Source organism: Lysobacter concretionis Ko07 = DSM 16239, from assembly GCF_000768345.1.
Taxonomy (GTDB): Bacteria; Pseudomonadota; Gammaproteobacteria; order Xanthomonadales; family Xanthomonadaceae; genus Novilysobacter; species Novilysobacter concretionis.
In genome coordinates this window covers 78031-104646 of sequence record NZ_AVPS01000001.1, presented here as the reverse complement: position 1 = coordinate 104646, position 26616 = coordinate 78031, and the positions used below count along the sequence as shown (strand labels likewise).

At 70.0% G+C, this 26616-nt stretch carries 20 protein-coding genes; 13 read left to right on the top strand and 7 right to left on the bottom strand.

From position 1 onward, the window contains the following. Window positions 1-13 precede the first annotated feature (13 nt). The 6 genes from N792_RS13910 to cfa all read left to right on the top strand — a co-directional run bounded on the left by N792_RS13910 (window position 14) and on the right by cfa (window position 15319). A complete protein-coding gene (locus N792_RS13910) occupies window positions 14-6931 on the top strand; it encodes a YadA-like family protein (protein WP_156969244.1) in 6918 nt (2305 codons plus the stop codon). 125 nt (window positions 6932-7056) lie between these two features. Beyond that, complete coding sequence (locus N792_RS00415; RefSeq protein ID WP_036191412.1) at window positions 7057-8922, top strand: S8 family peptidase; 1866 nt, start codon at window positions 7057-7059, stop codon at window positions 8920-8922. Between the two features lie 197 nt (window positions 8923-9119). Continuing rightward, window positions 9120-10013, top strand: a complete 894-nt coding sequence (locus N792_RS00410) for a 5'-nucleotidase, lipoprotein e(P4) family (protein WP_036191409.1) — start codon at window positions 9120-9122, stop codon at window positions 10011-10013. A 115-nt stretch (window positions 10014-10128) separates the two neighbouring features. Further along, on the top strand, window positions 10129-11058 hold the full coding sequence (locus tag N792_RS00405) for a hypothetical protein (protein ID WP_156969243.1): 930 nt from the start codon (window positions 10129-10131) through the stop codon (window positions 11056-11058). A 31-nt stretch (window positions 11059-11089) separates the two neighbouring features. Continuing rightward, entirely contained in the window at window positions 11090-13957 is a 2868-nt protein-coding gene (gene plsB / locus N792_RS00400; RefSeq protein ID WP_084105229.1) for a glycerol-3-phosphate 1-O-acyltransferase PlsB, read from the top strand. 231 nt (window positions 13958-14188) lie between these two features. Continuing rightward, window positions 14189-15319, top strand: a complete 1131-nt coding sequence (cfa, locus tag N792_RS00395) for a cyclopropane fatty acyl phospholipid synthase (protein WP_198025564.1) — start codon at window positions 14189-14191, stop codon at window positions 15317-15319. Window positions 15320-15437: 118 nt separating this feature from the next. Here cfa and N792_RS00390 read toward each other — a convergent pair whose 3' ends face one another. Continuing rightward, window positions 15438-15656, bottom strand: a complete 219-nt coding sequence (locus tag N792_RS00390; RefSeq protein WP_036191400.1) for a YdcH family protein — start codon at window positions 15654-15656, stop codon at window positions 15438-15440. Window positions 15657-15789: 133 nt separating this feature from the next. On the opposite strand from N792_RS00390, the gene N792_RS00385 reads away from it, so the two are divergent. Both N792_RS00385 and N792_RS00380 read left to right on the top strand, forming a co-directional pair. Beyond that, complete coding sequence (locus N792_RS00385) at window positions 15790-16692, top strand: recombination-associated protein RdgC (protein ID WP_036191398.1); 903 nt, start codon at window positions 15790-15792, stop codon at window positions 16690-16692. A gap of 104 nt (window positions 16693-16796) precedes the next feature. Continuing rightward, window positions 16797-17600, top strand: a complete 804-nt coding sequence (locus N792_RS00380) for a M48 family metallopeptidase (RefSeq protein WP_036191395.1) — start codon at window positions 16797-16799, stop codon at window positions 17598-17600. Window positions 17601-17689: 89 nt separating this feature from the next. On the opposite strand, the gene N792_RS00375 is transcribed toward N792_RS00380, so the two are convergent. Both N792_RS00375 and hemH read right to left on the bottom strand, forming a co-directional pair. Continuing rightward, window positions 17690-18550 (bottom strand): alpha/beta fold hydrolase, encoded by an 861-nt coding sequence (locus tag N792_RS00375; RefSeq protein WP_425478831.1) that lies wholly within the window; start codon window positions 18548-18550, stop codon window positions 17690-17692. A gap of 20 nt (window positions 18551-18570) precedes the next feature. After that, window positions 18571-19554 carry a ferrochelatase gene (gene hemH / locus N792_RS00370; RefSeq protein WP_036191391.1) on the bottom strand — a complete coding sequence of 328 codons (984 nt, stop codon included), beginning with the start codon at window positions 19552-19554 and terminating at the stop codon, window positions 18571-18573. 172 nt (window positions 19555-19726) lie between these two features. On the opposite strand from hemH, the gene N792_RS00365 reads away from it, so the two are divergent. The 5 genes from N792_RS00365 (at window position 19727) to N792_RS13305 (ending at window position 23123) form a co-directional block, all read left to right on the top strand. Continuing rightward, window positions 19727-20626 (top strand): lipid-binding SYLF domain-containing protein, encoded by a 900-nt coding sequence (locus N792_RS00365; protein ID WP_036191388.1) that lies wholly within the window; start codon window positions 19727-19729, stop codon window positions 20624-20626. A gap of 120 nt (window positions 20627-20746) precedes the next feature. Further along, entirely contained in the window at window positions 20747-20998 is a 252-nt protein-coding gene (gene tatA / locus N792_RS00360; RefSeq protein WP_036191385.1) for a Sec-independent protein translocase subunit TatA, read from the top strand. 56 nt (window positions 20999-21054) lie between these two features. Further along, window positions 21055-21612 (top strand): Sec-independent protein translocase protein TatB, encoded by a 558-nt coding sequence (tatB, locus tag N792_RS00355; RefSeq protein ID WP_052103211.1) that lies wholly within the window; start codon window positions 21055-21057, stop codon window positions 21610-21612. 10 nt (window positions 21613-21622) lie between these two features. Continuing rightward, window positions 21623-22399: a twin-arginine translocase subunit TatC gene (gene tatC, locus N792_RS00350; protein ID WP_036191382.1), complete on the top strand. Its 777-nt coding sequence runs from the start codon at window positions 21623-21625 to the stop codon at window positions 22397-22399. A 1-nt stretch (window position 22400) separates the two neighbouring features. Beyond that, window positions 22401-23123: an RDD family protein gene (locus N792_RS13305; RefSeq protein WP_052103210.1), complete on the top strand. Its 723-nt coding sequence runs from the start codon at window positions 22401-22403 to the stop codon at window positions 23121-23123. A gap of 143 nt (window positions 23124-23266) precedes the next feature. On the opposite strand, the gene N792_RS13590 is transcribed toward N792_RS13305, so the two are convergent. The 4 genes from N792_RS13590 to N792_RS00330 form a co-directional block, all read right to left on the bottom strand. Continuing rightward, the gene (locus tag N792_RS13590) at window positions 23267-23671 is read right to left on the bottom strand and encodes a GFA family protein (RefSeq protein WP_084105227.1); all 405 of its coding nucleotides are present in this window, start codon (window positions 23669-23671) and stop codon (window positions 23267-23269) included. Window positions 23672-23838: 167 nt separating this feature from the next. Then, window positions 23839-24756, bottom strand: a complete 918-nt coding sequence (locus N792_RS00340; protein WP_156969242.1) for a hypothetical protein — start codon at window positions 24754-24756, stop codon at window positions 23839-23841. A 124-nt stretch (window positions 24757-24880) separates the two neighbouring features. Beyond that, window positions 24881-25720 carry a BPSS1780 family membrane protein gene (locus N792_RS00335; RefSeq protein WP_036191377.1) on the bottom strand — a complete coding sequence of 280 codons (840 nt, stop codon included), beginning with the start codon at window positions 25718-25720 and terminating at the stop codon, window positions 24881-24883. A gap of 163 nt (window positions 25721-25883) precedes the next feature. Further along, window positions 25884-26615 carry a glutamine amidotransferase gene (locus N792_RS00330; RefSeq protein ID WP_036191374.1) on the bottom strand — a complete coding sequence of 244 codons (732 nt, stop codon included), beginning with the start codon at window positions 26613-26615 and terminating at the stop codon, window positions 25884-25886. Window position 26616 lies beyond the last annotated feature (1 nt).

Genomic DNA, 26616 nt, shown 5'->3' with positions numbered 1-26616 from the left:
GGGGAAACCACCTATGTCCGTCTCGAAGTACGCCCGCGCTCGCCGTGGATCGGCAGTTGCAGCCCGCCAGGCGCCCCGCGCCCCGCTTTACCTCGCCCTTGCCGCCGCCCTGGCGATGGGGACGGCCGCGCCGGTGATGGCCGCCGAAACCTGTGACACCACCTCCGATACCGCCGTCGCGCTGGCGTTCGCCTTTGGCGAGCAGGCACTGGCCTGCGGCGAAGGCGCCATCGCGCTGGGCAATCACGCCATGGCCGCCGGCACCTACAGCACGGCCAGCGGAGCGGACACGACGGCACTGGGCAGCAGCGCCAGCGCGCAGCAGGCCGGAGCGACCGCGGTCGGTGCCCTGGCCCGCGCCCGCGGAGCCACCGCGCTGGCTGCCGGATACTCCGCTTCGGCGACCGGCGCGTATTCCACCGCACTGGGCGGCAACTCGCAGGCCACGGCCTTCAACAGCACCGCGGTCGGCAACTCCACCCGGGCGACGGGCAGCAACAGCACCGCGCTGGGCAGCGACGCCACCGCCTCGGGGGCCAACAGCCTGGCCAGCGGTCAGGACGCCAGGGCCAGCGGCCTCAACAGCGTCGCGGTCGGCGGGGCACTCGGTGGCTACCTGTCCACCGAGGCATCCGGCGACTATTCCACCGCGGTCGGTGGCGCCGCCTGGGCGATGGGAAACAACAGCACCGCCCTGGGCAACTACGCCGAGGCCCAGGCCACCAACAGCGTGGCGCTGGGCGCCGACTCGATCGCCAATCGCGCCGACAGCGTGTCGGTCGGCAGCAGCGGCAACGAACGCCAGATCACCAACGTCGCCGCCGGCACCGAGGGTACCGATGCGGTGAACCTGGACCAGCTCGACGCCGTCGCGGCGGTTGCCGAAACCACCGACCGGTTCTTCAAGGCCAGCGGTGACGGCGAGGCGCTGAGCGAGGGCGAAGACGCGGTCGCGGCCGGTTCCAACGCGATGGCGGACGGCGATTACACCACCGCGGTCGGTTCCAGCAGTTATGCGGGCGCGCTCGGCGCGTCGGCGTTCGGCAGCGGCGCGGTCGCGGTCGGCGAGTTCAGCTCGGCCAACGGTTACAACGCCGTGGCGACCGGTAACAACAGCGTGGCCAGCGGTGCATTCAGCCAGGCGGACGGCGCATCCAGCGTCGCCATCGGCGAGCACGCCGGTGCCAGCGCGACCGGGGCCATGGCGGTCGGCAGCAACGCACAGGCGGACGGCGCCTACAGCACGGCGGCCGGCACGGAGTCCGTGGCCGATGCAACCCAGGCCACCGCCTCCGGTTTCCGCAGCTCGGCGACCGGTGACGGCGCCACGGCCGTGGGCAGCTACACCGAAGCCGATGGCTTCCTGGCCTCGGCCATCGGTTACGGCTCGGTGGCCTCCAACGACTACGCCACCGCCCTGGGTGCCGCGGCAACCGCCAGCGGTGCCAGCAGCACCGCCCTGGGTGAGTCGGCACAGGCCAGCGGCGAGGAAAGCACCGCCGTGGGTGGCAGCACCTACTTCGGCCTCATCAACAACCGCGCCAGCGGCACCGGCACCTCTGCGTTCGGCAACGGCGCCTGGGCAACGGCGGACTACGCCACTGCGCTGGGCTGGAACAGCTGGGCGTATGGCGAAAGCAGTACCGCCGTCGGCGAAAGCGCCACGGCGGCGGATCCGGGTGCCAGCGCGATCGGCGCGCAGGCGGAAGCCTGGGGCGTGCAGTCGACGGCCGTGGGGGCGGTCGCAGTGGCTGACGCGGACGGAGCGAGCGCATTGGGCAGCGGCAGCTATGCGGCGGCCGAAGACAGCACGGCCGTCGGTTTCCTGGCCTACGCCGATGCCGACAACAGCGTCGCGCTGGGCGCGAACTCCGTCGCCGACCGTGCAGACACCGTTTCGGTGGGTTATGTCGGCAACGAGCGCCAGATCACCAACGTCGCCGCCGGCACCGAGGGCACCGATGCGGTGAACCTCGACCAGCTCGATGCGGTCGCCGCCGTCGCCGAGGAAACCAGCAAGTACTTCCAGGCCACCGGCAGCGACAACAGCGATGCCGGTGCCTACGCCGAGGGCGACGATGCGACGGCAGCCGGCGAGGCCGCCAACGCGATTGGCGACGGCGCGTCGGCGTACGGCGCAGGCAGTTTCGCGATCGCCGACGGCGCCACCGCGGTGGGCTTGAACGCCCTCGCCCTGGGCACCAACGCCGCGGCGTTTGGCGCCGACAGCCAGGCGACCGGTGAATCGGCCACCGCGATCGGCACCCAGGCCAGCGCATCCGGCGAGCAGGCCTCGGCGCTCGGCGCCCTGGCCGATGCCAGCGGCGACTACAGCACCGCCAGCGGTTCGGAGGCTTCGGCATCCGGCCTGCAGGCGACGACGGCCGGCTTCCGCAGCGAGGCGTCGGGGGACGGCTCGGCGGCGTACGGCGGGTACAGCAGCGCGTCGGAGTTCGGCACGACCGCACTGGGCTACGGCGCGGACGCCGCGATGGAGTCGGCGACGGCAGTGGGCTTCGGCTCCAGCGCGAGCAACTACGACGCCACCGCAGTGGGCTCCAACGCGATCGCCAGCGGCGACAACAGCGTCGCGGTGGGTGGCGCGTTCTGGGGCTTCATCCCGACCGAGGCGTCGGGCGACTACGCCACGGCGGTGGGCGGTGCCGCCAGTGCGAGCGGCTTCAACAGCACGGCACTGGGCAACTTCTCCTCCGCAAAGGCCGACAACAGCGTGGCATTGGGCTCGGACTCGACCGCGGACCGTGCCGACACGGTGTCGGTCGGCCGCGCCGGCAGCGAGCGCCAGATCACCAATGTGGCGGCAGGTACCGAGGGCACCGATGCGGTGAACCTGGACCAGCTCGACGCGGTCGCCGCCGCGGCCGAGGAAACCAGCAGGCACTTCAAGGCCAGCGGCGATAACGAGGCCCTGGTCGAAGGTGAAGACGCGGTCGCGGCCGGCTCCAACGCGTTGGCCGACGGCGACTACACCACCGCGATCGGCTCCGGCAGCTACGCCGGTGCCATCGGTGCGTCGGCGTTCGGCAGCGGCGCGGTCGCAGTCGGCGAGTTCAGCTCGGCCAGCGGCTACAACGCCGTGGCGACCGGCAATTACGCCACGGCGACCGGTTACGCGGCTTCGGCATCGGGCCTCAACAGCGCCGCCTACGGTGCCGGCGCCCAGGCCGAGGGCGCGGGCAGCGTGGCGGTCGGTGGTGTTGCGGTCGACGAAAACGGCGACCCGTTGCTGACCGGCCCGAACGGTCCGATCGAGACCGCGGCCACCAGTGCCGGAGTCGGCGGAACGGCCGTAGGCGCAAGCGCACAGGCCGATGGTCTGGCGGCATCGGCGTTCGGCGTCGGCGCCGAAGCCGCCGGCGACCTGTCGACGGCGCTGGGCGTGGTGTCCTACGCGGAGGGCGAGCAATCGCTGGCGGGGGGCTATCAGGCCGCTGCCGTGGGCGACGGTGCCTTGGCCCTGGGTGGAACCAGCTATGCCGAAGGCCAGGTGTCGACGGCGATCGGCTACGGCGCCAGCGCCTACAACGATGGCAACGTGGCCGTCGGCGCGGGCGCGTCGGCGGCAGGCGACAGCAGCGTGGCGATCGGCGCCGGTGCCGAGACCGGCCTCGGCAGCTGGGGTATAGAGAGCTACAACACCGTCGCAGTGGGCAGCAACAGCTGGGCCTTCGGTGACGACGGCACCGCACTGGGCGCCGACAGCATGGCCTTTGGCCAGCAGAGCACAGCGCTGGGCATGGGGGCCGATGCCGGCCACACCAATTCGGTGGCGCTGGGTGCGAACTCGGAAACCGACCGCAGCAACAGTGTCTCGGTCGGCGGCGGCGATGCCGGTGACCGCCAGATCACCAACGTCGCGGCCGGCACCGAGGGCACCGATGCGGTGAACCTGGACCAGCTCAATGCCGTCGCCGGTGTTGCCGAGGAAACCAGCAAGCACTTCAAGGCCAGCGGTGACGGCGAAGCGCTGGTCGAAGGCGAAGACGCGGTCGCGGCCGGCTCGGACGCAATGGCGGACGGCGACTACACCACCGCGATCGGTTCCAGCAGTTATGCCGGCGCCACCGGCGCGTCGGCGTTCGGCAGCGGCGCGGTCGCGGTCGGCGAGTTCAGCTCCGCCAGCGGCTACAACGCCGTGGCGACCGGGGACAACAGCCTGGCCAGCGGCAGCAACAGCGAAGCAACCGGCGACTCCAGCGTGGCCATCGGCGGCAGGATCAATGCCTTCGATGCCAACGGCAACCCGGTCGAGGTCAACACGGTGGCATCGGCGCTGGGTGCGACCGCGGTCGGCGCCGGCAGCCTGGCGTCGGGTATCGGCAGCTCGGCCGTCGGCGTCCTCAGCGAGGCCAACGGCTACGCCGCATCGGCCTTCGGCTACGGCAGCATCGCCAACGGTGAATACGCTTCCAGCTTCGGCCATGCGGCGGGCGCGAGTGGCGACTACAGCGTTGCGGTCGGCGGCCCCGCCGACCTGATTCCCGGCTGGGGCCTGCTGGTCTACACCCGCGCCAGCGGCCTCAGCTCGGCGGCGTTCGGCGCAGGCGCGATTGCCGCGGGCGACTTCAGCACCGCCAACGGCAGCCTGTCGGAAGCCTCCGGCGAGATGAGCACCGCGCTGGGTTACTTCGCCTATGCGCCGGCGATCAACGCCTCGGCGCTTGGCGCCAACGCCTGGGCCAGCGGCGACAACAGCACGGCGGTGGGCTATTACAGCACCTCGTACGGCGACGACAGCGTCGCGATCGGCTACTACAGCACCGCCGATGCCGACAACAGCGTCGCCCTGGGTGCCAACTCGGTCGCCGACCGCGCCGACAGCGTGTCCGTCGGCGATGTCGGCAACGAGCGCCAGATCACCAACGTCGCCGCCGGCACCGAGGGCACCGATGCGGTGAACCTGGACCAGCTCAATGCCGTCGCCGACGCGGCCGGTGAAACCAGTCGTCTGTTCCAGGCCAGCGGTGACGGCGAGGCCATGGTGGTCGGCGAGGAGTCGGTTGCCGCCGGTAGCCACGCCCTCGCCGACGGCGATTACAGCACCGCGCTGGGGTCCACCAGCAGCGCCATCGGCGAAGGCGCCAGCGCGCTGGGTTCGGGCGCGACGGCCATCGGCCTGCGGTCGACCGCGAGCGGCTTCGATGCGGTGGCCACGGCAGACCACGCCAGCGCCTACGGTGCCGGCAGCCAGGCCAGCGGCGAGAACGCCACGGCCACCGGTGCCAACAGCAATGCATCCAACGAGTACGCCAGCGCGACCGGCGCCGAGAGCGAGGCCAGCGGCCTGTTCGCCACCGCCACCGGTGCGGCGGCGATCGCCAGCGGAGACGGCAGCGTCGCTACCGGTTCGCTGAGCGAGGCCTCGGGACTCGAGTCCACCGCGTCGGGCTTCTTCAGTCTGGCCAGCGGCGAGGTCGCCACCGCGCTGGGCGCAGAAAGCATCGCCAGTGGCACCGCCTCCGCCGCAGTCGGCTTCCGCGCCGAGGCCGGTGGCGATTTCTCGACCGCACTGGGCGGACTGTCGGTGGCTTCGGGCTACAACAGCACCGCCGTCGGCAGCGCCAGCACGGCGGAAGGGGAGGACAGCACGGCGATCGGCGCCGACAGCCTTGCCGAAGCCGATGGCAGTGTGGCCCTGGGCGTCGGCGCGTATGCCGACCGCGTCAACAGCGTGTCGGTCGGCAGCATCGGCAACGAGCGGCAGATCACCAACGTGGCCGCCGGCACGTTCGACACCGACGCCGCCAACCTGTTCCAGCTCGGCTCGATGGCGAGCGCACTGGGCGGTGGAGCTGGCTTCAGCGGCGGCCTCTTCACTGCTCCCAGCTACATGATCCAGGGCGCCAGCTACACCAACGTCGGAGCGGCCTTCAGCGCGATCGACGTCGAGCTGGGCATCATCAATGCCGTGCTCGACAGCCTGCCGCCGGGCCTGGCCAAGCCGCGCCAACCGCGGGGAGCGGCGGTGGCAGCCGCGCAACCCGTCGCCTCACCCGATCCGGCGGTGGCAACCGGTGCCGCCGCAGACACGGCTTCGGGTATCGGCACCGGTGCCAGTAGTGGCAGTGGCAGTGGCACCGTCGCAACCAACCTGCCGGGCGGGTCGGGCACCGGCATGTCCATGGGAACCGGCAGCCATGCGGCCGATCCCGACGACATCGCCATCGGCAACAACGCCGTAGTCAATGCGGCCAACAGCACCGCCGTGGGCAACAACAGCTTCGTCGATGCGGCGGCCAGCGATGCCGTCGCGATCGGTGCCGATACCAGCGTGACGGCCACTGGAGGCACGGCCCTGGGCCAGGGCGCTTCCGCGTCCGAGCAGGGTGCGGTCGCACTCGGCCAGGGCTCGGTTGCCGACGAAGCCAATACGGTCTCGGTCGGATCGGCCGACAACCAGCGGCGGGTAACCAACGTCGCTGCCGGCACCAGCGCCACCGATGCCGCCAACGTGGGCCAGGTACAAGCCGGCAACACCGCCACCCTGGCATCCGCGCAGGGCTACACCGACACCACCGCCACCCAGACGCTGACCTCGGCCTACAACTACACCGACACCAGCACCACCAATGCGCTGAATTCGGCCAAGGCCTACACCGACCAGCGCATCAGCCTGCTCAACGACGACTTCACCGCCCTGCGCGGGGAGGTCAGCGAGCGCTTCAACCAGGTCGACCACCGCTTCGACCAGATGGGCGCGATGAGCGCGGCCATGTTGAACATGGCCACCAGTGCCGCCGGCATCCGCACCCAGAACCGGGTCGGCGTCGGCGTCGGCTTCCAGAACGGGGCCTCGGCACTGTCCGTGGGCTACCAGCGCGCCTTGTCCGACCGCGCCACGGTGACCTTCGGCGGCGCGTTCAGCGGCGATGACACCTCGGTCGGCGCCGGCGTCGGCTTCGGCTGGTAAGCCCGTTCCGCCGCCCCGTGGGCCGGCAAGGTCCGCGGGGCGGCGGGATCCCGCTCCTGGAACCCCGCTCCACACACCTCTTTTCCCCCGCGTCACCACGCCAATCACCACGAAGGAAGAGCCCGATGATCCGTAAAAACCCGTCTTTCCGTATCAGCCTGGTTGCTGCCGCCGTTGCGGTTGCCTGTGCGGCCCCCGCCGCGATGGCGGCCGGTGCGGCCCCGCTGCAGACCCGCGAAGCGCCCCGGGCCGCGCCCGCTGCCGATGCGGCAGCCCGCCTGATCGTCACCTACCGCGATGGCGGCCTCAGCAATGCGCTCAAGCTGAAGACCGTCAACGCCGCCGCGACGCGCAGCCGCGCAATGACCGCCGCCGCCGCACGCAGCGGCACCAAGGCACCTTCTGCCAGCTACATGCGAAAGCTAGCGGTGGGTGCGGACCTGGTGCGCCTTGACCGTCGCATCGGCGCCAGGGAGCTGGACGCGCTGGTAGCGGAGCTGGCGGCCGATCCCGCCGTTGCCGCGGTCGAGGTCGACCGGATGATGCGCCACACCGGCGCCGCCAGCCTGCGTGGCGGCATGGTGACGCCGCAGCTGACCCCCGACGACCAGTACTACGCGCAGTACCAGTGGCACCTGCAGAACACCGCCGGTGGCATCCACGCACCGGCGGCCTGGGATGTCAGCACCGGCGAAGGTGTCGTGGTGGCGGTGCTGGACACCGGCATCATCGACCACCCCGACATGGACGCGAACATGCTCCCGGGCTACGACTTCATCACCGATACCTTCGTTTCGCGCCGCCCCACCAATGAGCGCGTGCCGGGTGCGCACGACTTCGGTGACTGGAACGACGACCCCAACCAGTGCGACGTGACGACAAGCTCCTTCCACGGCACCCACGTCGCCGGCACGGTCGCCGAGCTGAGCAACAACACCAGCGGCATGGCGGGCGTGGCGCACAACGCCAAGGTGCTGCCGGTGCGGGTACTGGGTCGCTGCGGCGGCTATACCTCCGACATCGCCGATGCGATCGTCTGGGCCGCCGGCGGCAGCGTGCCGGGCGTGCCGGCCAATGCCAATCCGGCCGAGATCATCAACATGAGCCTGGGCGGCGGCGGCAGCTGCAAATCGGTCAGCCAGACCGCAATCAACACCGCCGTCGCACTCGGCACCACCGTCGTGGTCGCCGCCGGCAACAGCAACGGCGACGTGGCCAACTTCTCCCCGGCCAGCTGCGACGGCGTGATCTCGGTGGGCGCGGCCCGCATCACCGGCGGCCGCGCGTCGTACTCCAACTACGGTGCCAAGGTCGATCTGGCCGGCCCCGGCGGTGGTGGCGGCGTGGATGGCAACCCCAACGGCTATGTGTGGCAGGCGAGCAACAACTCCGACACTTCACCCGAGCTCGGCGCAGCGACCTATATGGGCATGGCCGGCACCTCGATGGCGGCCCCGCACGTGGCCGGCGTTGCGGCACTGGTGCAAAGCGCGGTCGTCGCCGGCGGCGGCGTTCCCAAGACCCCGGCGGAGCTGGAAGCCATCCTGGTCGACAGCGCGCGCGCCTTCCCCGCCACCCCGGACCGCGCGATCGGCAGCGGCCTGCTGGACGCACCGGCGGCGCTGGCGAAGGCGCTGGAAGTGCCCTGCGACCCGGCGGTCGAGGAGTGCGCTCCGGCCGCGATCGAGCTGACCAACAAAGTCGTGGTGGGCAACGTCAGCGGCACGGCGGGCAGCCAGACGCTGTACAGCATCGAGGTGCCGGCCGGCGCGAAGCGGCTGAACGTGATGACCTACGGCGGTACCGGCAACGTCGGCATGTACGTCAGTGCGGGAGATGCCCCGAGCGCACAGTCGTATGACTACAAGTCCGCACGCCCCGGCAACAACGAAGCTGTGCGCGTGAACAAGCCAGCGTCCGGCACGTACTACATCCTGTTGGTGGGTGAGGCTGCCTACAGCGGCGTGAGCATCGAGGCCCGCATCGACTGACAGGGCAAGCGGCATGGATGCCATAAGACCCCGGCTCCGGCCGGGGTTTTTTGTTCGCGCCCGGTCGACCCTGCCGGTTGACGCAGCGGCGGCGCCCGGTTCGCTGCCGGATGCCGCCGACCGCGCCACGGCGGGCCCCGGCGGGCCCCCGCGGAGGCTCGGCTACACTGGCCCGTCCTTTTTTTCCGTGGCCTGCCATGCACCGCAACCTGCCCGCTCTCGCCATCCTGGCCTGCGCCCTGGCGCTGCCCGCCTGCCAGCACGGTGGTGCCCGTCCCGCGCCGGTGGCCACCACGGTCGATACCCCGGCTGCGGCGGCCGATGACAATCTCAACGCGGTGGTGTGGATGCAGACCGCGGTCGAGTACCGCGCGTCGGCGCTGCAGACCTACCGCGCCGCGATCGGCCAGCTGGATGCGGCGCTCGCCGATCCGCAATGGGATGCGCTGGTGCCCGGCGAGCGCGCCAACCCGGCCACCGGCCTGAAACCGGCGGTGATCCTGGACATCGACGAGACCGTGCTCGACAACTCGCCCTACCAGGTCCGGCTGGTCCGCCATGGCCTCCAGTACGACCCGGCCAGCTGGGCGGACTGGGTGGCGGAGCAGCAGGCCAAACCTGTCCCCGGCGTGCTCGAGTTCGCCCGCGCCGCGGGTGCGCGCGGCATCACCATGATCTACCTGTCCAACCGCACCGAGGACCAGAAAGCCGCGAGCATCGCCAACCTGCGCGCGGTCGGCCTGCCGGTCGCCGACGATTCGGTGTACCTCGGCAAGGGCCTGCAGGTGGCCGGTTGCGACCAGGCCCAGAGCGGCGACAAGCACTGCCGGCGCCAGCTGGTCGGTCGCACCTACCGGGTACTGATGCAGTTCGGCGACCAGCTCGGCGACTTCGCCCAGCCCCATCCCAATTCACCTGCCGCGCGGCAGGCGTTGCTCGACCGGTACGGCGGCTGGTTCGGCGAACGCTGGTGGATGCTGTCCAACCCCAGCTACGGCGACTGGCAACCGGCGCTGTTCGGCAACGACTGGAGCCTGTCGCCGTCGGCGCAGCGCAAGGCCAAGCTGAAGGCGCTCGACGCGGCGGATTGAGCGCGGACTTGCCCGCGGACTTTGCCGTGCACTTGTCCAATCCGCGACCGGCTGGGCTTGTACCCCGTGGTCGCGACGGCGAAGATGCCGGACTGCGACTGGGGAGCCGCGCTGTATGTCATTGATTCGACGCGCCATTGCGGCGCCACTGCCGATTGCTGCCGCCATGCTGCTCGCCGCCACCATGATCACCGGCGGCTGCCGCGGCGACCACGAGCCGGCCGCCGAGCCGACCGGGGCGAGCGCTCCGGTGCAGGCGGTCAGCCAGTTGATCGAAGACCTGCAAGCCAACGACCTGGTGGCGTACGCCAACCATGCACTGCCGCCGCCCCTGCACGAACGGATGGTCGCTGCCTGGTCCGAAGGGCACACGATCTGGCCGCTGACCGAACTGCCGCTGGATGACCGGCTGCCGGGTTTCATCAACGTGCTGGCGGCACCGGACGCGGAGAAGACCCTGCTGGCTTCCTACAACCGCCAGTTCGCCGGCGCCGACCGCGAGCTGCACACCGCCGTGGCGACCCTGGGCCTGTTCGCCGCCCAGTACGTGCAAGGCAGCGCCGATTACAGCGAACCCGAACGCGACCACTACGTGCAGCTGATCGCCGCGCTCGGCGCCTGGGGCCAGCAGGCCCCGCTGGGCGAGACGGCGCGGGCGAAGGCCGCGGTGCCGCAACTGGTTGCCGCCGCCCGCCTGACCGGACTGGCCGGGCCGGACGCACTGCAAAAGGCCGGCATGGTCCGCAGCCTGGCCCGGCTGGGGCCGTTCTTCGCCCGCTTCAAGCTGGTGCTGGCCGACTACGGCCTGGATATCGACCAGGCCCTGGCCGGAGCGCAGGCCCGGCTGATCGAGCAGACCGGCGACCAGGCCCGGGTGGCGCTGGAATACACCCTCGCCGGCCACCGGATCGATGCGCAGGTCCTGGTGGAGCGGCGCGAAGGGCGCTGGTACCTGACCGATCTGCTGCGCCACGCCCAGGCGCAGGTGGAAGGCCACCGGCGCGGCACGCCGGCCGACCCGCCCAGCCAGCCCGGCGTCGAGTGATCCGGCGGCCCGGCGCAAGCGAACCGGCATAATGACGGCGATGCCCAAACAGACCCCCCTGCCCTTTCCTGGTGATACCGCGCCGCCCCGGAGCAGTGCGACGGAGCCTGCTGCGTCCGGCCCGGCCCCCGTCGTGCCCGACGACACCACCGCCATGGGCGCGCCGACGGCGGCTGCGGGCACCACGGTCGGTGTCGCTGCGGAATCCCCCACCGGCGGGGGCGCGGCAATCCCGCCCGATCCAATCCCGCCAGGCCAGAACCCGGCGGCGTTCGAGCCCGGCTCGACCCTGGGAAACAGCAACCCTCCCGGAAGCCACCCGGACGACGGCGTCGGAACCGGGCCGGCCGGCCGGCCACCGGGTAGCGGCAATCCACGCCGGCCCTGGTGGGCACGGCTGCTGGGCCGGATGCTGGCGCCCTGGATTTCGCTGACGGTCGAGCCGGCCAATCCCGCCGGTTACGCACCGCAACTCGTCGGCCAGCCGGTGTGCTACGTCATCGAGCACTACGGCCTGTCCAACGCGCTGATCCTCGAACGGGCCTGCCTCGACAGCGGCCTGCCGTCCCCGTTGCAGCCGTTGCCGGGTGACCCGCTGGGCCGCAAGCGCGCCTACGTGGCGCTGTCGCGGCGCAACGCCAGCGCGCTGGGGCCGCTGCAGCACTCACTGGGCACCCCGCTGCCCTCGTCCAAAAGCCATTCCAGCTCGCTGGCGCGCCTGCTGGACGCGCACCGCGCGGACGCCTCCCTGGACGTGCAACTGGTGCCGGTATCGATCTTCGTCGGCCGCGCGCCGGACAAGACCAGTGGCTGGTTCTCGGTCCTGTTCTCGGAAAACTGGACCTTGGTCGGACGCTTCCGCCGGCTGCTGGCGATCCTGCTCAACGGTCGCGCCACCACAGTCCGCTTCGCGCCGCCGATCAGTTTGCGCGGCATCGTGGCCGAGGACCTGCCGCCCGAACGCACGGTGCGCAAGCTCTCGCGCGTGCTGCGGACCCACTTCCGCCGTATCCGCGCCGCGGTGATCGGTCCCGACCTGTCGACCCGGCGCCTGCTGGTCGACAAGGTACTGGCCGCCGAGCCGGTCAAGGAAGCCATCGCCGACCAGGCCCGGCGCGACAACTCCAGCGTCGCGGACGCCTGGAAGAAGGCGCACGGCTACGCCTACGAGATCGCCGCCGACTACTCGCACCCGGTGGTGCGCTCGGCCAGCTTCCTGCTGACCTTCGTCTGGAACCGGATCTACCGCGGCGTGCTGGTCCATCACCTGGACAAGGTCAAACAGGCCGCGCCGGGCCATGAAGTCATCTACGTGCCCTGCCACCGCAGCCACATGGACTACCTGCTGCTGAGCTACCTGCTGTACACCCGCGGCATCGTGCCGCCGCACATCGTCGCCGGCATCAACCTCAACCTGCCGGTCATCGGCACCGTGCTGCGCAAGGGCGGCGCGTTCTTCATCCGCCGCAGCATCCGCGGCAGCGCGCTGTATTCGACCGTGCTCAGCGAATACGTCGCCAAGCTGGTCGCCGGCGGCTATTCGATCGAGTACTTCGTCGAGGGCGGCCGCTCGCGTACCGGCCGACTGCTGCCGCCCAAGGGCGGCATGGTGTCGATGACGGTGCGCGCGTTCCTGCGCCAGCCGACCCGGCCGGTGCTGTTCCAGCCGGTGTACATCGGTTACGAGAAGCTGATGGAAGGCAACAGCTACCTGGACGAGCTGTCAGGCAAACAGAAGGAGAGCGAGTCGATCTGGCAATTGCTGACCGGCATTCCGAAGGTGCTGCGCTCCAACTACGGCCAGGTGGTGGTCAATTTCGGCGAGCCGATCAAACTTGACGACGTGCTGGCCGAACATGCGCCGGACTGGGAAGGCAAGGCGCTCGGCGACGACGAGAAGCCGGCCTGGCTGTCGGGCACGGTCGATTCGCTGGCCCAGCGCATCCAGGTCAACGTCAACCGCGCCGCCGACGTGAACCCCATCAACCTGCTCGCGCTGGCGCTGCTGTCGACCCCGAAGCACGCGATGGGCGAGGGCGACCTGCTGGCCCAGATCTGGCTGAGCAAGACCCTGCTGGCCGAGTTGCCGTATTCCGACCGGGTCACGGTGACCCCGCACACACCGGCGCAGATCATCGCCCACGGCGAGGACATCGGCGTGCTGACCCGCACCGCGCACCCGCTGGGCGACGTGCTGCAGGTCGGCGGCGACCAGTCGGTGCTGCTGAGCTACTTCCGCAACAACGTGCTGCACCTGTTCACCGCGGCGTCGTGGATCGCCTGCTGCTTCCAGAACAACCGCCGGATGGCGCAGGAAAGCGTGTTGCGGCTGGGCCGCAGCGTGTACCCGTTCCTGCAGACCGAACTGTTCCTGCCGTGGAGCGAGGACGAGTTCGTGCAGCGCCTCACCGCCACCATCGACATCTTCGTGCGCGAAGGTCTGCTGGAGCGCGTCAATGCCGAGGAAGGCGGCATCCTAGCCCGCAATGCCGGCCAGAGCGACGAGGTGTTCCGCCTGCGCGCGATCGGCCATTCGCTGCAGCAGGCCTTCGAGCGCTACTACATCACCATCTCGGTGCTGGTGAAGAACGGCAGCGGCACCCTGTCCACCGGCCAGCTGGAAAGTCTGTGCCAGCTTGCCGCCCAGCGCCTGAGCCTGCTGTACGCGCCGGCCGCGCCGGAGTTCTTCGACAAGACCCTGTTCCGCGGTTTCATCCAGAAACTGCGCGAGCTGAGCCTGGTGCGGCTCGACGAAAACGCCAAACTGGTGTTCGAGCAGCCGCTGGAAGCCTGGGCCCGCGACGCCAAGTTCATCCTCGGCCGCGAACTGCGCCACAGCATCGAGAAGGTCAGTCCCGAAGCGGCGCGACCCGAGCCCGACGCGCTGCCGGTCGACTGAGGCGACCGCTGCGGGCGCACAGCCGGCGGGGTAGCATGGACGGCGCTGCCGCCGGAACTGTCGCGGACCGGCCGCAAGCGCCGCCCTGCATGCGTTCGCCCGGCATGCGTCCACCCGGCATGATCGACCCCGCGACCACCGTCCGAGGATCGCGCCATGGCCCAACCATCGCCCGCCGCCGCTGTCGGCACCATCGAGCCCGCCACTCCACCGGTCGACCAGCCGCCGCCGCTGTCGACCGCGCCCCAGCAACTGGTCGCCGGCCTGCTCGGCAAGGCCGACATCCGCATCAACGGCGACCGTCCCTGGGACATGCAGCTGCACGACCCGGCGGCGCTGGAACGCGCGCTGGCGGAGGGCAACCTCGGCCTCGGCGAGGCCTACATGGCCGGCGCGTGGGACTGCGACCAGCTCGACGGGTTTTTCGACCGCCTGCTGCGCGCCCACCTCGACCGCGAGGTGCACCCGGCCCGGATCGCCTGGCACGCCCTGCAGGTACGCATGTTCAACCGCCAGAGCCGCACCCGCGCCTGGCAGGTCGGCAAGGCGCATTACGACCTGGGCAATGCGTTCTACGAGGCGATGCTCGACCCGCTCATGGCCTATTCCTGCGGCTACTGGCGCAATGCCGGCACGCTGGCGGCGGCCCAGGTCGCCAAGCTGGAACTGATCTGCCGCAAGCTCGGCCTGCAACCGGGCATGCGGGTGCTCGACATCGGTTGCGGCTGGGGCAGCTTCATGGGCTACGCCGCCGAGCACCACGGCGTGCAGTGCATCGGGGTGACGGTGTCGAAGGAGCAGGCCCGCTACGCGCAGGAGCGCTACGCCGGGCTGCCGCTGGAGTTCCGCCTGCAGGACTACCGCGAGCTCGACGAGCACGCCCTGGGCGGCCGGGTCGACCGCATCGTCAGCGTCGGCATGTTCGAGCACGTCGGGCACAAGAACCACCGCCAGTACATGGAGGTCGCCGAGCGCTGCCTGGGCGATGACGGCCTGTTCCTGCTGCACACCATCGGCAAGAACGAGCGCGATTCCACCCCGGACCGCTGGATCGACAAGCACATCTTTCCCAATGGCGAGACGCCCTCGATCGGCCAGATCGGCGATGCGATCGACGGCCTGTTCATCGCCGAGGACGTGCACAACTTCGGTGCCGACTACGACCGCACGCTGATGGCGTGGCACGCCAATTTCGAGGCCGCCTGGCCCCGGTTTGCCCACGATCTGGGCGAGACGTTCCATCGCAAATGGCGCTATTACCTGCTGTCCTGCGCCGGCGCCTTCCGCGCCCGCGAGTTGCAGCTGTGGCAATGGGTGCTGTCGCGCAATGGCGTCAGCGGTGGCTACCGGCGACCGGAGTGAAGGCAGCACCGCCTGCAGAGCGCTGCACTTCATCAAGCCGGAGGATTCAGCGCCAACGTGTCATCAGGTTCCTGGCTGCCGGAGCAGGCAAGGTGATGCAGGCCCGGCCGGCCCGGCCTTACGCCGGCTCGTCCGGGATCAGCGCGCTTTGCAGGCGGGCGATGCAGTCCTTCAGCCACAGCCGGTGTTTCTTCAGCCGTTTCAGGGTGAGTTCGTCCGCGTTGTGCGGCAGCTCCGGCCACGACAGGCGCTCGATCTGGCTGTCGAGCTCACGATGCTCCTGGCGCAACTCGGCCAGGCGGCGGGCGATGTCGGCGGGATCGTCGCTTTCGGTCATGCCGCCAGAATAGCGCGGCGGCGTGGCGCCCGTACCGGACGGTCCGCGGGCCCCGGCAGGCTGGACCCGGCAGGCTGCACCGCGGCCGGTAGAATGGCCGGCCCGCTGTCGCGCGCCCGTCCCGGATTTTCGAATGTTCTTCCGCAACCTGACCTTCTTCCGCTTCCCCACCAGCACCGCCCTGGACACGCTCGACGCCGGCCTGCAGGAATGCCAGCTCAAACCCGTCGGCGTGCTGGAGCTGTCCTCGCGCGGTTTCGTGTCGCCGTTCGGCCGCGATGCCGAAGAGCTGTCGCACCGGCTCGGCGATGCGCTGTGGCTGACCGTCGGCGGCGAGGACCGGCTGCTGCCGGGCGCGGTGGTCAACGACATGCTGGCGCGCAAACTCGAGGAGATCGAACAGAAGGAAGGCCGCAAGCCCGGCGGGCGCACCCGCAAGCGACTCAAGGACGAGCTGATCACCGAGCTGCTGCCGCGCGCGTTCGTCAAACCCAGCCGCACCGACGCCCTGCTCGACCTGGAGCACGGCATCGTGGTGATCGACAGCTCCAGCCGCAAGAGCGCGGAAAACTTCTGCAGCGAGATCCGCCGCGCGCTGGGCAGCTTCCCGGCGCTGCCGCTGAATGCCGAGATTGCGCCGCGCTCGATCCTCACCGGCTGGGTCGCCGGCGAGCCGCTGCCCGAGGGACTGACCATCGGCGACGAATGCGAACTGCGCGATCCGGTCGACCAGGGCGCGGTGGTCAAGGTGCAGCGCATGGAGCTGGACAACGACGAGATCGCCAAGCACCTGGAGACCGGCAAGCAGGTCACGCGCCTGGCGCTGAACCTCGACGACCACGTGTCGTTCGTGCTCGGCGAGGACCTGGTGGTGCGCAAGTTCAAGCTGCTCGACGGCGCGGTCGACCAGCTCGAATCCACCGACAGCGACGACGTGCGCGCCGAACTCGACGCCCGCTTCGCGCTGATGAGCGGCGAGGTGAAGCGGCTGTTCTCGGTGCTGGAATCGGCGTTCAAGCTCAGCAAGGCCGAGTAGCCGATCGCCGGGATCACGCTGAACCGCACCCACCCGGACCGGCGTGGCAAGGCGGGCACGTGGACGACAATGCACAACCACTCCTTCCCTGCGTGCGTCGATCCATGCGCAATCCGTTCCGCCTGCTGAGCGCCAAGCCGCCATCGACCGAACGCGATGCGTTCGAGCTGGTGCTGGACGACGGCCGGGTCGTGCGGGTGCAACGCGTGCGCAACGCCCGCGCACGGCGGATCAAGCTGTCGGTGGACGAGCGTGGTGCGCGCTTGACCTTGCCGCTGCGCACCAGCGCGGCGAGCGGCGAGCGGTTCGCCCACGAGCACCGGGACTGGCTGCAGGCGCAGATCGACCGCCACGCGCTGGATGCGCAGCCCGCGCTTCGCGGCTTCGAATCCGCCACGCTGCCCTTGCGCGGCGCGACCGTGCCCTTGCGCTGGCAATCCGGTCGTCATGCCCGGCTGCAGGCGGAGGAAGCTGGCGATACCGCCGGCCTGGTGTTCCAGCTACCGGCCCGGGCCGGCCCTACCGCCATCGCACGGGCGCTGCATGACTTCTACGAAGGCCAGGCGCGGGCCGACATCGGCCGGTGGCTGCCGCGCTACCTGCCGGCGCTGCCGCGCGCGCCGCGCCTGTTCCGGTTCCGGCAGATGTCCTCGCAATGGGGTTCGCTGTCCCCCGACGGCACGGTGGCGCTGGACCTGTCGCTGATCCTGGCCCGGCCGTCGGCGTTCGAGTACGTGCTGGTCCACGAGTTGTGCCACCTGATCCAGCCCAACCATTCGGCCGCGTTCTGGGCCGAGGTGGAGGCGCGTTGCCCGCACTGGCGCGGGGAACGCGCGTACTTCCACACGCACGGCCGGCAGTTGAAGGCGTCGTTGCGGGCCTTGCTGGATCCGCAGATCAACGGGTAAAGCCATCGGAGCGACAGGCCCTGCGCCGGCCTGCGGGCGAGCAGGCGCAGCTCAGCCTGCCATTGGCGACCCGGCCGCCGTAACCGGATTCAGCGTCCGTCGAAGAAGCCGGCCAGCGCCGCGGCAACCTCCGCCGGCGCTTCCATGTGCAGGTGATGGCCGCCGGGCAGCACGACCAGTTGGCCGTCGCGCAGGCAATCGAAACGCGCGCGCCGCTGCGCCTCGGGAAAATAGACCTGCGCCGGCTCGGCGTAGATCACCCGGACCGGGCATTCGATCGCGGCCAGCAGCTCGCGCACCTGCTCCTCGCTCATGCGGATCGCGGTGGGCCGGGTCAGGCGCGGGTCGCTGCGCCAGCTGAAGCCGCGTGGGCCGTCCTCGCCACGGGCCGGCGCCAGGCCCCGCTCGACCAGCAGCCGGGCCGCGGCCTCGCCGATGCCGCCGGCGCGGACCCGCGCGCGCACGGCGGCGGCCGGATCGGGGAACACGCGCAGAGGCCGTTGCGGCTCCGCCTCGAGCCCCGCGAACGCCTCGCGCAGGCTGGTCACGTTGTGGCCCTGTTCGCGGGACAGCGCGCCCAGCGATTCGATCACGCCCAGGCGCTCGATCCGCTCCGGCGCCGCGGCCGCCATCACGCTGGCGACCGCGCCGCCGAGGGAGTGGCCGAGCAGGGAAAAACGCTGCCAGCCCAGTGCATCGGCGGCGGCGAAGATCGTCCGGGCGGTGTTGACCACGGTGTATTCGGCGGTCTCCGGCAGGTGCGCGCTGGCACCGTGGCCGGGCATGTCCAGCGCGACCAGTTCGATCCCGCCCAGATAAGGCTGCAGCGGCAGAAAGCTGGCGGCATTGTCCAGCCAGCCGTGCAGGGCCAGCACCCGCGGCGCGTCCGGCGCGTCAACGCGCAGCCCGGCCATCGCGCCCATGCGGGTGTCGATGTTGAACTCGCGCATGCCTTTCATGGGCTTGCCCTTCAAACCCAGCCCGCCAATTCGCGTCGCGCGATCGCCGCCAGCGCCAGGGCGTGGGCGGGGCTGTCGTTGAGGCAGGGGATATAACGCAGGCGCGAACCGAGCGCGGCGACATCCTCGGCCAGCATCATCGCGATCTCCTCCAGCGTTTCCAGGCAGTCGGCGGCGAAGCCCGGCGCGATGATGTCGATGTCCTGCACGCCGCGTCCGGCCAGCGCGGTCAGGGTGGTGGCGGTGGCGGGCTCGAGCCAGCGCTCGCGACCGAAGCGCGACTGGTAGCTGACCGTCCAGTCGCCGTCGTCCAGTCCCAGCGCGGTCGCGATCGCCTGCGCGCCGGCCTGGCACTGGCGCTGGTAGGGATCGCCGGCATCGACCACGCGCTGCGGCAGGCCGTGGAACGAGAACACCAGGTGCCCGCCGGCCCCGTGCACGCTGCGGTGGCTGCGGATCGAACCGGCGATCGCATCCACCCAGCCGGGATCGACGTGGTAGTCCTCGACCATGCGCACCTGGCAGCCGGTCGCGCGTGCCAGCACATCGCCGACCGCGGCCGTGGTGGTGGTGGAGTACTGCGGATACAGCGGCAAGGCGAGCACCCGGGCCACGCCATCGGCGCGCAGCTGCTCCAGCGCGTCCGCCAGCGACGGCGCGCCGTAGCGCATCGCGTCGACCACCCGCACGCCGGGCAACTCGCCTTGCACCGCCTCGGCCAGACGACGGGTGTAGACCGCCAGCGGCGAGCCATCGGGCATCCAGATGCTGGCGTACTTGGGCGCGACCTTGGGCGCACGCAGCGGCAGGATCACCCCGTGCAGCAGCGGCAGCCAAAACCAGCGCGGCAACGACACCACCCGGCGATCGCCGAGGAATTCACCCAGGTAACGGCGCACCGCCGGCGCGGTGGGCGCATCCGGCGTGCCCAGGTTGACCAGTACCACCGCGGTGTCGGAATGGCGGTCGGAGGAAGGAAGCGGACTAGGAATCATCCGGCTAGGATGCCAGTTGGCCGCAGTTCCCACACGATTCATCGCTGCCTGACTAGCTTGGACGCTTGCATCGGCGTGAGCTTCACCGTGAACTTCACCCATGCCCCGCGGTCGATTCCCGTGCACCGGGCCATCGCCCGCCTCCATCTGCATCCACTTTCCGGAGTCCCCCATGCCGATCCTGCCCCGCATCGCCGTTGTCCTGCTCGCCCTCGGGCTGGCCGCCCCCGCCGTGGCCGGGGTCACCGAGGACGAGCGCGCGCGCAACGCGCTGCGCGTACTGACCGACATCCAGGCGATCCCCGAATCGAGCATCCCCGACATCCTGTTCGATGAAGCCAAGGCGATCGTGGTCGTACCCGACACGCTCAAGATCGGCCTGGTCCTGGGTGGACGCCGCGGCCACGGGCTGGTCTCGGTGAAGACACCCGAAGGCACCTGGTCGAACCCCTCGTTCGTCAAGCTGACCGGCGCGAGCATCGGCTTCCAGGCCGGTGTGCAGTCCTCCGACGTGGTGCTGGTGTTCACCAGCCAGCGCGGGCTGGATTCGATCGTCAACGGCAAGATCACCCTCGGCGCGGACGCCAGCGTCGCTGCCGGTCCGGTCGGCCGCACCACCGGGCTGGCCACCGACGGCCAGTTGAAGGCGGAGATCTGGTCGTGGTCGCGCGCGCGCGGACTGTTCGCCGGCGTCGCCCTGGACGGCGCGGTACTGAGCATCGACGACGCCGCCAACCAGGCCGTGTACGGCCCGGGCACCACGCCGCGGATGATCTTCGAGGGCCGTGCCGGCCAGCGCGCATCCGATGCGGTGGTGAGCTTCCGCGACCAGCTGGAGGAAGCCACCGCCACCGCGCGCGCCGCCCGCGGCCACAGCAGTTCGCGCCCGGCAGCGCCGCAAACCGCGACCCCAGCGGCGCCGGCACAGTATCCGCAGGGTCAGGCGGACACCCAGCCGCTCAACCAGCCGCTCAACGCTCCAGTCAACGCTCCAGCCAACCAGCCACAGCCGTTTGAAACCGTCGACATCCCGACCGTCCCGGAGATCCGGACCGAGCCGCTGCCGCTGTGATCCGCCAAGCCGCAGCCCACCGGTCCCGCGGAACCGGCTGAAGGCCGGGCCGGCCGCCAGCACCAACGGCGATGCGCGCTTGGGGTATTCTCGGCATCCTGGATTTCGGTGGGCATTTCGATGGGCGGTTTCAGTATTTGGCACTGGCTGGTCGTGCTGGTGATCGTGGTTCTGGTGTTCGGCACCAAGCGCCTGAAAAACGTCGGCAAGGACCTGGGCGAAGCGGTCAAGGGCTTCAAGCAGGGCATCCACGACGAGGACAAGCCGGACGACGGCAAGCCCGCGGCGCGGCTGCCGGATGAGACGACCCGCAACGACAGCACCTCGCGCAACCACAGTGACGTGCGCGACGACGAGCACACGCCGCGCTGATCGCGCGGCCGTTGCGCTCCTGATCCTCGCTCCCTGACCCGGTTCCGGCTGCCGGCATGTTCGACATCGGTTTCTCCGAGCTGTTGGTGATCGCGATCGTGGCCCTGCTGGTGCTCGGCCCCGAACGCCTGCCCCGCGCCGCGCGCTTCGCCGGGCTGTGGGTGCGGCGCGCGCGCGCGCAGTGGTATTCAGTGAAGTCCGAGCTGGAAAGCGAACTGGCCGACGACGAGCTCAAGCGCAGCCTGCAACGCACCCGCGACGAGTTGCGCGACGTGCAGGAGCAGATGCAGGCGCAGGGCCACGACCTGCAGCAGCAATTCGAGCGCGGGCGCCGGCAGATCGAGCATGACGTGATGCAGGCACGCACCGCCCCGGAACACGCCGCGCCGGAACCCGCCGCCCCGGATTCGCCCGAACCGGTCCCGTCAAAGCCGACGGTGGACGACGACACCGGCTCCAGCGGCGCAATCGACCTCGACCCCGAGCATTCCGATCCGCGCTCCGGCGAACCCACCGACCGCACACCGGCGGCTGGGACACCGGACCCTTCGCAGTCCGATGCAGGCCCGGCGGAACCCGTCAAACGCCCGCCCCCGTCCTGGTCGCGTCCATGAGCGCGTTCGCATGAGCACGCCACATTCCGACCCTGCCGACGATGCGGCCACGCCGCGCCTGCTCGACCACCTGATCGAGCTGCGGTCGCGCCTGCTGCGCGGCGTGGCCGGGCTGATCGCGGTGCTGCTGGTGATACTGCCGTTCGGCAACAAACTGTATGCCGCACTGGCCGCTCCGCTGCTGGCCAAGCTCCCGCCCGGCGGGCAGCTGATCGCGGTCGAGGTCGCCAGCCCGTTCTTCGCGCCGGTCAAACTCGCCTTCTTCGCTGCCCTGATGATCTCGATGCCGTGGTTGCTGTATCAGGCTTGGGCGTTCGTGGCACCGGGCCTGTACCAGCGCGAGAAACGGCTGGCGATGCCGTTGCTGGTCTCGGCGGTGACGCTGTTCTATGCCGGCTGCGCGTTCGCGTTCTTCCTCGTGCTGCCGGCCGTGTTCGGCTTCCTGACCAAAATCGCGCCCGAGGGCGTGGCGATGATGACCGACATCACCGCCTACCTCGATTTCGTGCTGGTGATCTTTTTCGCCTTCGGCGCCAGCTTCGAGCTGCCGGTGGCGCTGGTGATCGCCGCGCTGCTGGGCTGGGTCACCCCGGACCAGCTCAAGGAGTCGCGCGGCTATGCGGTGGTCGGCATCTTCATCGTCGCGGCCGTGATCACGCCGCCGGATGTCGTCTCCCAGCTGATGCTGGCGATCCCGATGTGCGCGCTGTACGAGGTCGGCATCCTCGCCGCGCGCTGGCTGGTGCCGCAGACGGCCGACGAGTCCTCGACCAAGCCGCGGGCATGACATGGCAGCGGCCGTTCCGCTCCACCCCGCCGGCTTCTGGCAACGCAGCGTCGCCTGGTCGCTGGATGCCGCAATGATCGCGCCGCTGGCTGCTGCCGTGGCTTGGCCGTTCATGTCAGCGCCCGCGCAGGCACTTCCGTCGCAGACGACGGCGCTGCTGCAGACCGCCGGCCAGGCCATCGCCGACGCGATCGTCGACGTCGTTCCGGTACCGCAACTGGCCGCTGCCCTGCTGCACAATCCCGCGCTGCACGAGGCGAGCGTGGACCTGCAATCGACCCTGTGGTCGGCGACATGGCCGCTGCTGCTGGCGTTTGCCCTGCTCAGCGGCGCTTACCACGTCGCCTGCGAAAGCTCGCGCCGGCAGGCAACGCCGGGCCAGCGACTGCTGGGCCTGCGGGTGGTCGACCCGACCGGCCACGCGTTGACGCCGGGCCGCGCCCTCGCCCGCCACCTTGCGGGCAGCCTGTCCTGGGCCACGCTGAATATCGGTCACCTCATGGCGACGATCGAGCCGCAACGCCTGGCCCTGCACGACCGCCTCAGCGCGACACGGGTGGTGAAATCCGGGCCGATGGCAACCGGCGACACCGACGCAGGCCTGCCGATCTGGGCCCGGACCTGGCTGGGGGCACTCGGCATCGGCGCACTCACGCTGACCGTCTGGGGCGTCACGTCCGCGATGACCGTGATGCGCATCGCGCTGGAGCAGGCGCTGTTCTGAGGGTGCCGTAGTGCACGCCGCCACGGAACATGCAAAGTGCCTTCCACTTTCCAAGCTGTTGCAGCCCCACGATCGATTCCCCGACTGCTGCTTGATGCTTGAGTGAGTCCACACCGCGAAGCGGCGTCGGCTTGAGTCAACCGTCAGACCCCAAGTCGATCTGCCGGATGGTTGATGCCGTCATTGGTTGGAACATCGGGTATAGCAAATGGATTGACGCCCTCCAGGCAGCCAACGTTGTAGCCGTACTGGTCTGGATGGGAGCGGCGCTGATGATGCGTGTAGATGCCGCAGTTGGCACAAAAATAGTGCTTTGCGGAGTGCGTATTGAACTGGTAAAGCCTCAGACACTCCCCGCCTTTGACAACGCGGATGCCGCTCAAGGGCACTGAAGCGACAACCGCGCCTTTGCGCCGGCAGAGGGAACAGTCACAGCGGCGCGGGTCGACGATGCCGTCCGGTAATTCGAGCTTCAATTCCACTGAACCGCAGTGACAAGACGCCCGATGTCTGGGCTGAATGCAGACGCCACCAACTTCCTTGAGCATCGGGAATTCCTCCTGTGAGGCCTGACGCCTGAGTTGAGCAGGCTAGAGCAGTGGAACCGCAGCGACGGCAGGGAGCCAGCTCCGGGCCGGAAATTGCCCGATCTCCGGCGGCCGCTTCCACACCGGGGCCGGAACCAGCGGCCCCGGCCCCGGACAGCCACATCCGATCAGGCGGTGAGCGCCTCGGCCATGACAGCTTCATCGCGGCTGCCGCCGTCGCAGACGTCGCGCCACAGGTGGTACATGGCGCCGAACATCACCGCGTACATCGCCAGCATCGCGGCGAAATACAGCGGCACCGCCAGCACGATGGCCAGCCACACGCCGACGAACTTGCCGATCAGGCCGATCAGCATCGCGAGCAGGAACACCGCGATCGCCAGCACCACCATCGCCACCAGGCAGGCCAGCACGAACACCAGCAGCGGCAGCAGGTTCTTCACCGCGCCGGCAAAGCCGTCCGCCATCGCGCCGAACACGCCGCGCCCGCGCAGCGCGATCTGGCACAACCCCACCGCCTGCACGCCGTAGAACACCAGCCCGATCACCAGCATCAACACGCTGGCGATGCCCAGGCCGTTGGGCAGGGAGGTCAGCTCCGGCGGCGCGCCACCGGCCATCGACGCCTGCATCGCCTGGACGTACCAGCCGATCACGTCGCTGGCCAGCACGCTCAGCAGGCCGAGCAGCAGCAGGTTCTGCACGATCGCCAGCAACACGAAGAAACCGATCGTGCGCAGCGAGGCCGCCAGATCACCGAAGCCGGCGAACACCCCCAGTGCGCGCGCCGGCCGGCCGCTTTCCACCGCGTCGATCAGGCGCAGGAAGCCGACCAGCAGCATCGCCATCAGCACCACAACCACCACCATCATCACGGCCATGCCGGCAACCATCGCGCTGATGCTGTTGCCCAGCACCATGACGATGCCGGCCTGCAGCATCGCGCCGGCAACAGCCGCGACCAGCATCGTGAGCGTCAGCAATGCCACGCCGCCAAAAATCGCCTTCGGGTTGTTGCGCCCCAGATTGAGCGCCCGTGTCAGCCAGCCGATGCCGGCCATGGGTCCCATCGCACGTGTCGTCATTCCCTGTCTCCCCTGTTGGTTGTTGTGTGGTTTGTTCCGTTTCCACCGCGCCGGCACCCCGCCGACGCGCTCCCCCGCATGACGGCCGTCCTCCCCCGAGAACCGCCGCCACGATCCGCGCCGGTCAGGCCTCGAAACCGCCTGCCGACACCACCGGCGCCGCCGGCGCGTCGCCGGTCATCTGCCGCCATCCCAGATACGCCGCGCCGCTCATGACCGGCAGCAGCACCGCCATCAGCAACACCTGGACCGCGAACATCGACGCCTGCGCGCCGACCAGGAACGTCAGCAGCATCCCGACCAGCTGCAACGCCAGGCTGAAGGCGATCATCGCGATCACCATCAGCACCAGCAGCACGATCAGCGCGCCCAGGTTGCGCAGGCAGGCCCGCAGGCTCATGCCCATCGCCGCGAACGCGCCGCGGTCGGTGAACATGACCTCGGGAATCGCGATGAAGGTGAAGAATCCGGCGACCACGCCGATCACCAGCGCCGCGACCATCCAGCCGAACAGCCGCCCGACCGGCAACGATTCCACCAGCGTCGGATCGGGGTTGGTCTGCAGCTCCACCATGACCGCGGCGATCCGCTCCAGTTGCTGCGGACCGACCATCACCACCAGCAGCACCACCAGCACCACCAGGGCGACGATCTGGGGCAACAGCATCGCCAGCAGGCGCGTCGCCTTGCCGTCGTGCAGGCCCTGCAGCAGCTGGGCCGGCGAGGCATGGCGGCCCTGGTCGACTTCGCGCGCGGCGTAGATGATGCCGCCGAACAGGATCGGCCCCGCGAACCCGAGCAGCAGGCTCAGCCAGGCCTGGCCGGTCAACGAAGCCAGCGTCGACAGCCCGCCCCAGATCAGGCCGAGCAGGCCGAGGGTCAGCGGCGCCTTGCGCAGCAATGCCACGCCGCCCAGCAGCCACTCCGCGCCGGCACCCGGTGGAACCTTGCGAATATCCTTCATGTCGTTCCTTTCCTGCCTCGGGTCACTGCCGACCGTAACGGCAGTGCTTGTTGCATCGATGATGGCCGACTGCAGGCGACAGCGCAGCCGGGCAATTCAATCACATGGCTCGATCAAAGCAACGCGATCACACGGCTCAACCGGGCGCGGCTCGACCGGGCAGTCAACCGCGCGTCCGCGACTGCCGGGTGGCGTAATGGACGAACCGGCGCAGCACGCGCCGGCCGTCCGGAGTGGCGGCAACCGCGGCCAGCATCGCCTGCGGATCCTGCCCTTCGCGCTGCAACGCAATCTTGCGCGCCTGGATGTAGCCGCGCATGTGGGTGGTACTGAACTCGGGGTGGAACTGCACGCCCCAGACATGCTCGCCCCAGCGGAACGCCTGGCACGCATCGGCCGCCGAGCGCGCCAGCACGGTCGCGCCTTCCGGCACCCGCAACACGCTCTGCCGATGGGTCAGCTGCACCGGCATGGTGGCCGGCAGCGGTCCGAACAGGGCGTCCTGTCTCGCGGCCGGCAGCAGCTCGATCCCGATCGTGCCCATCTCGCGCCCGGCCGGGTTGTAGCCGACCTCGCCACCCAGCGCCTGGGCCAGCAGCTGATGGCCGTAGCAGATGCCGAACAGCGGGAAGCCGGCCGCGGCCGCTTCCGCCAGCCAGGCCGCGGTGGCCTCGCTCCAGTCCAGCCGGTCGGTCACCATCGCACCCGAACCGCTCACGATCGCGCCGGCAAACCCTTCCCGCGATGGCAGCGCGTCGCCGGCCTCGACATTGATCACCACCGCACCGTCGCGCGGCAGGCCGCTGGCAACGCGGATCCAGTGGGGAAATCCGCCATGGCGGCGCATCGAAGCGACCGGTTGGCCGGTTTCGATGATCAGGAAAGGGGCAGTCACA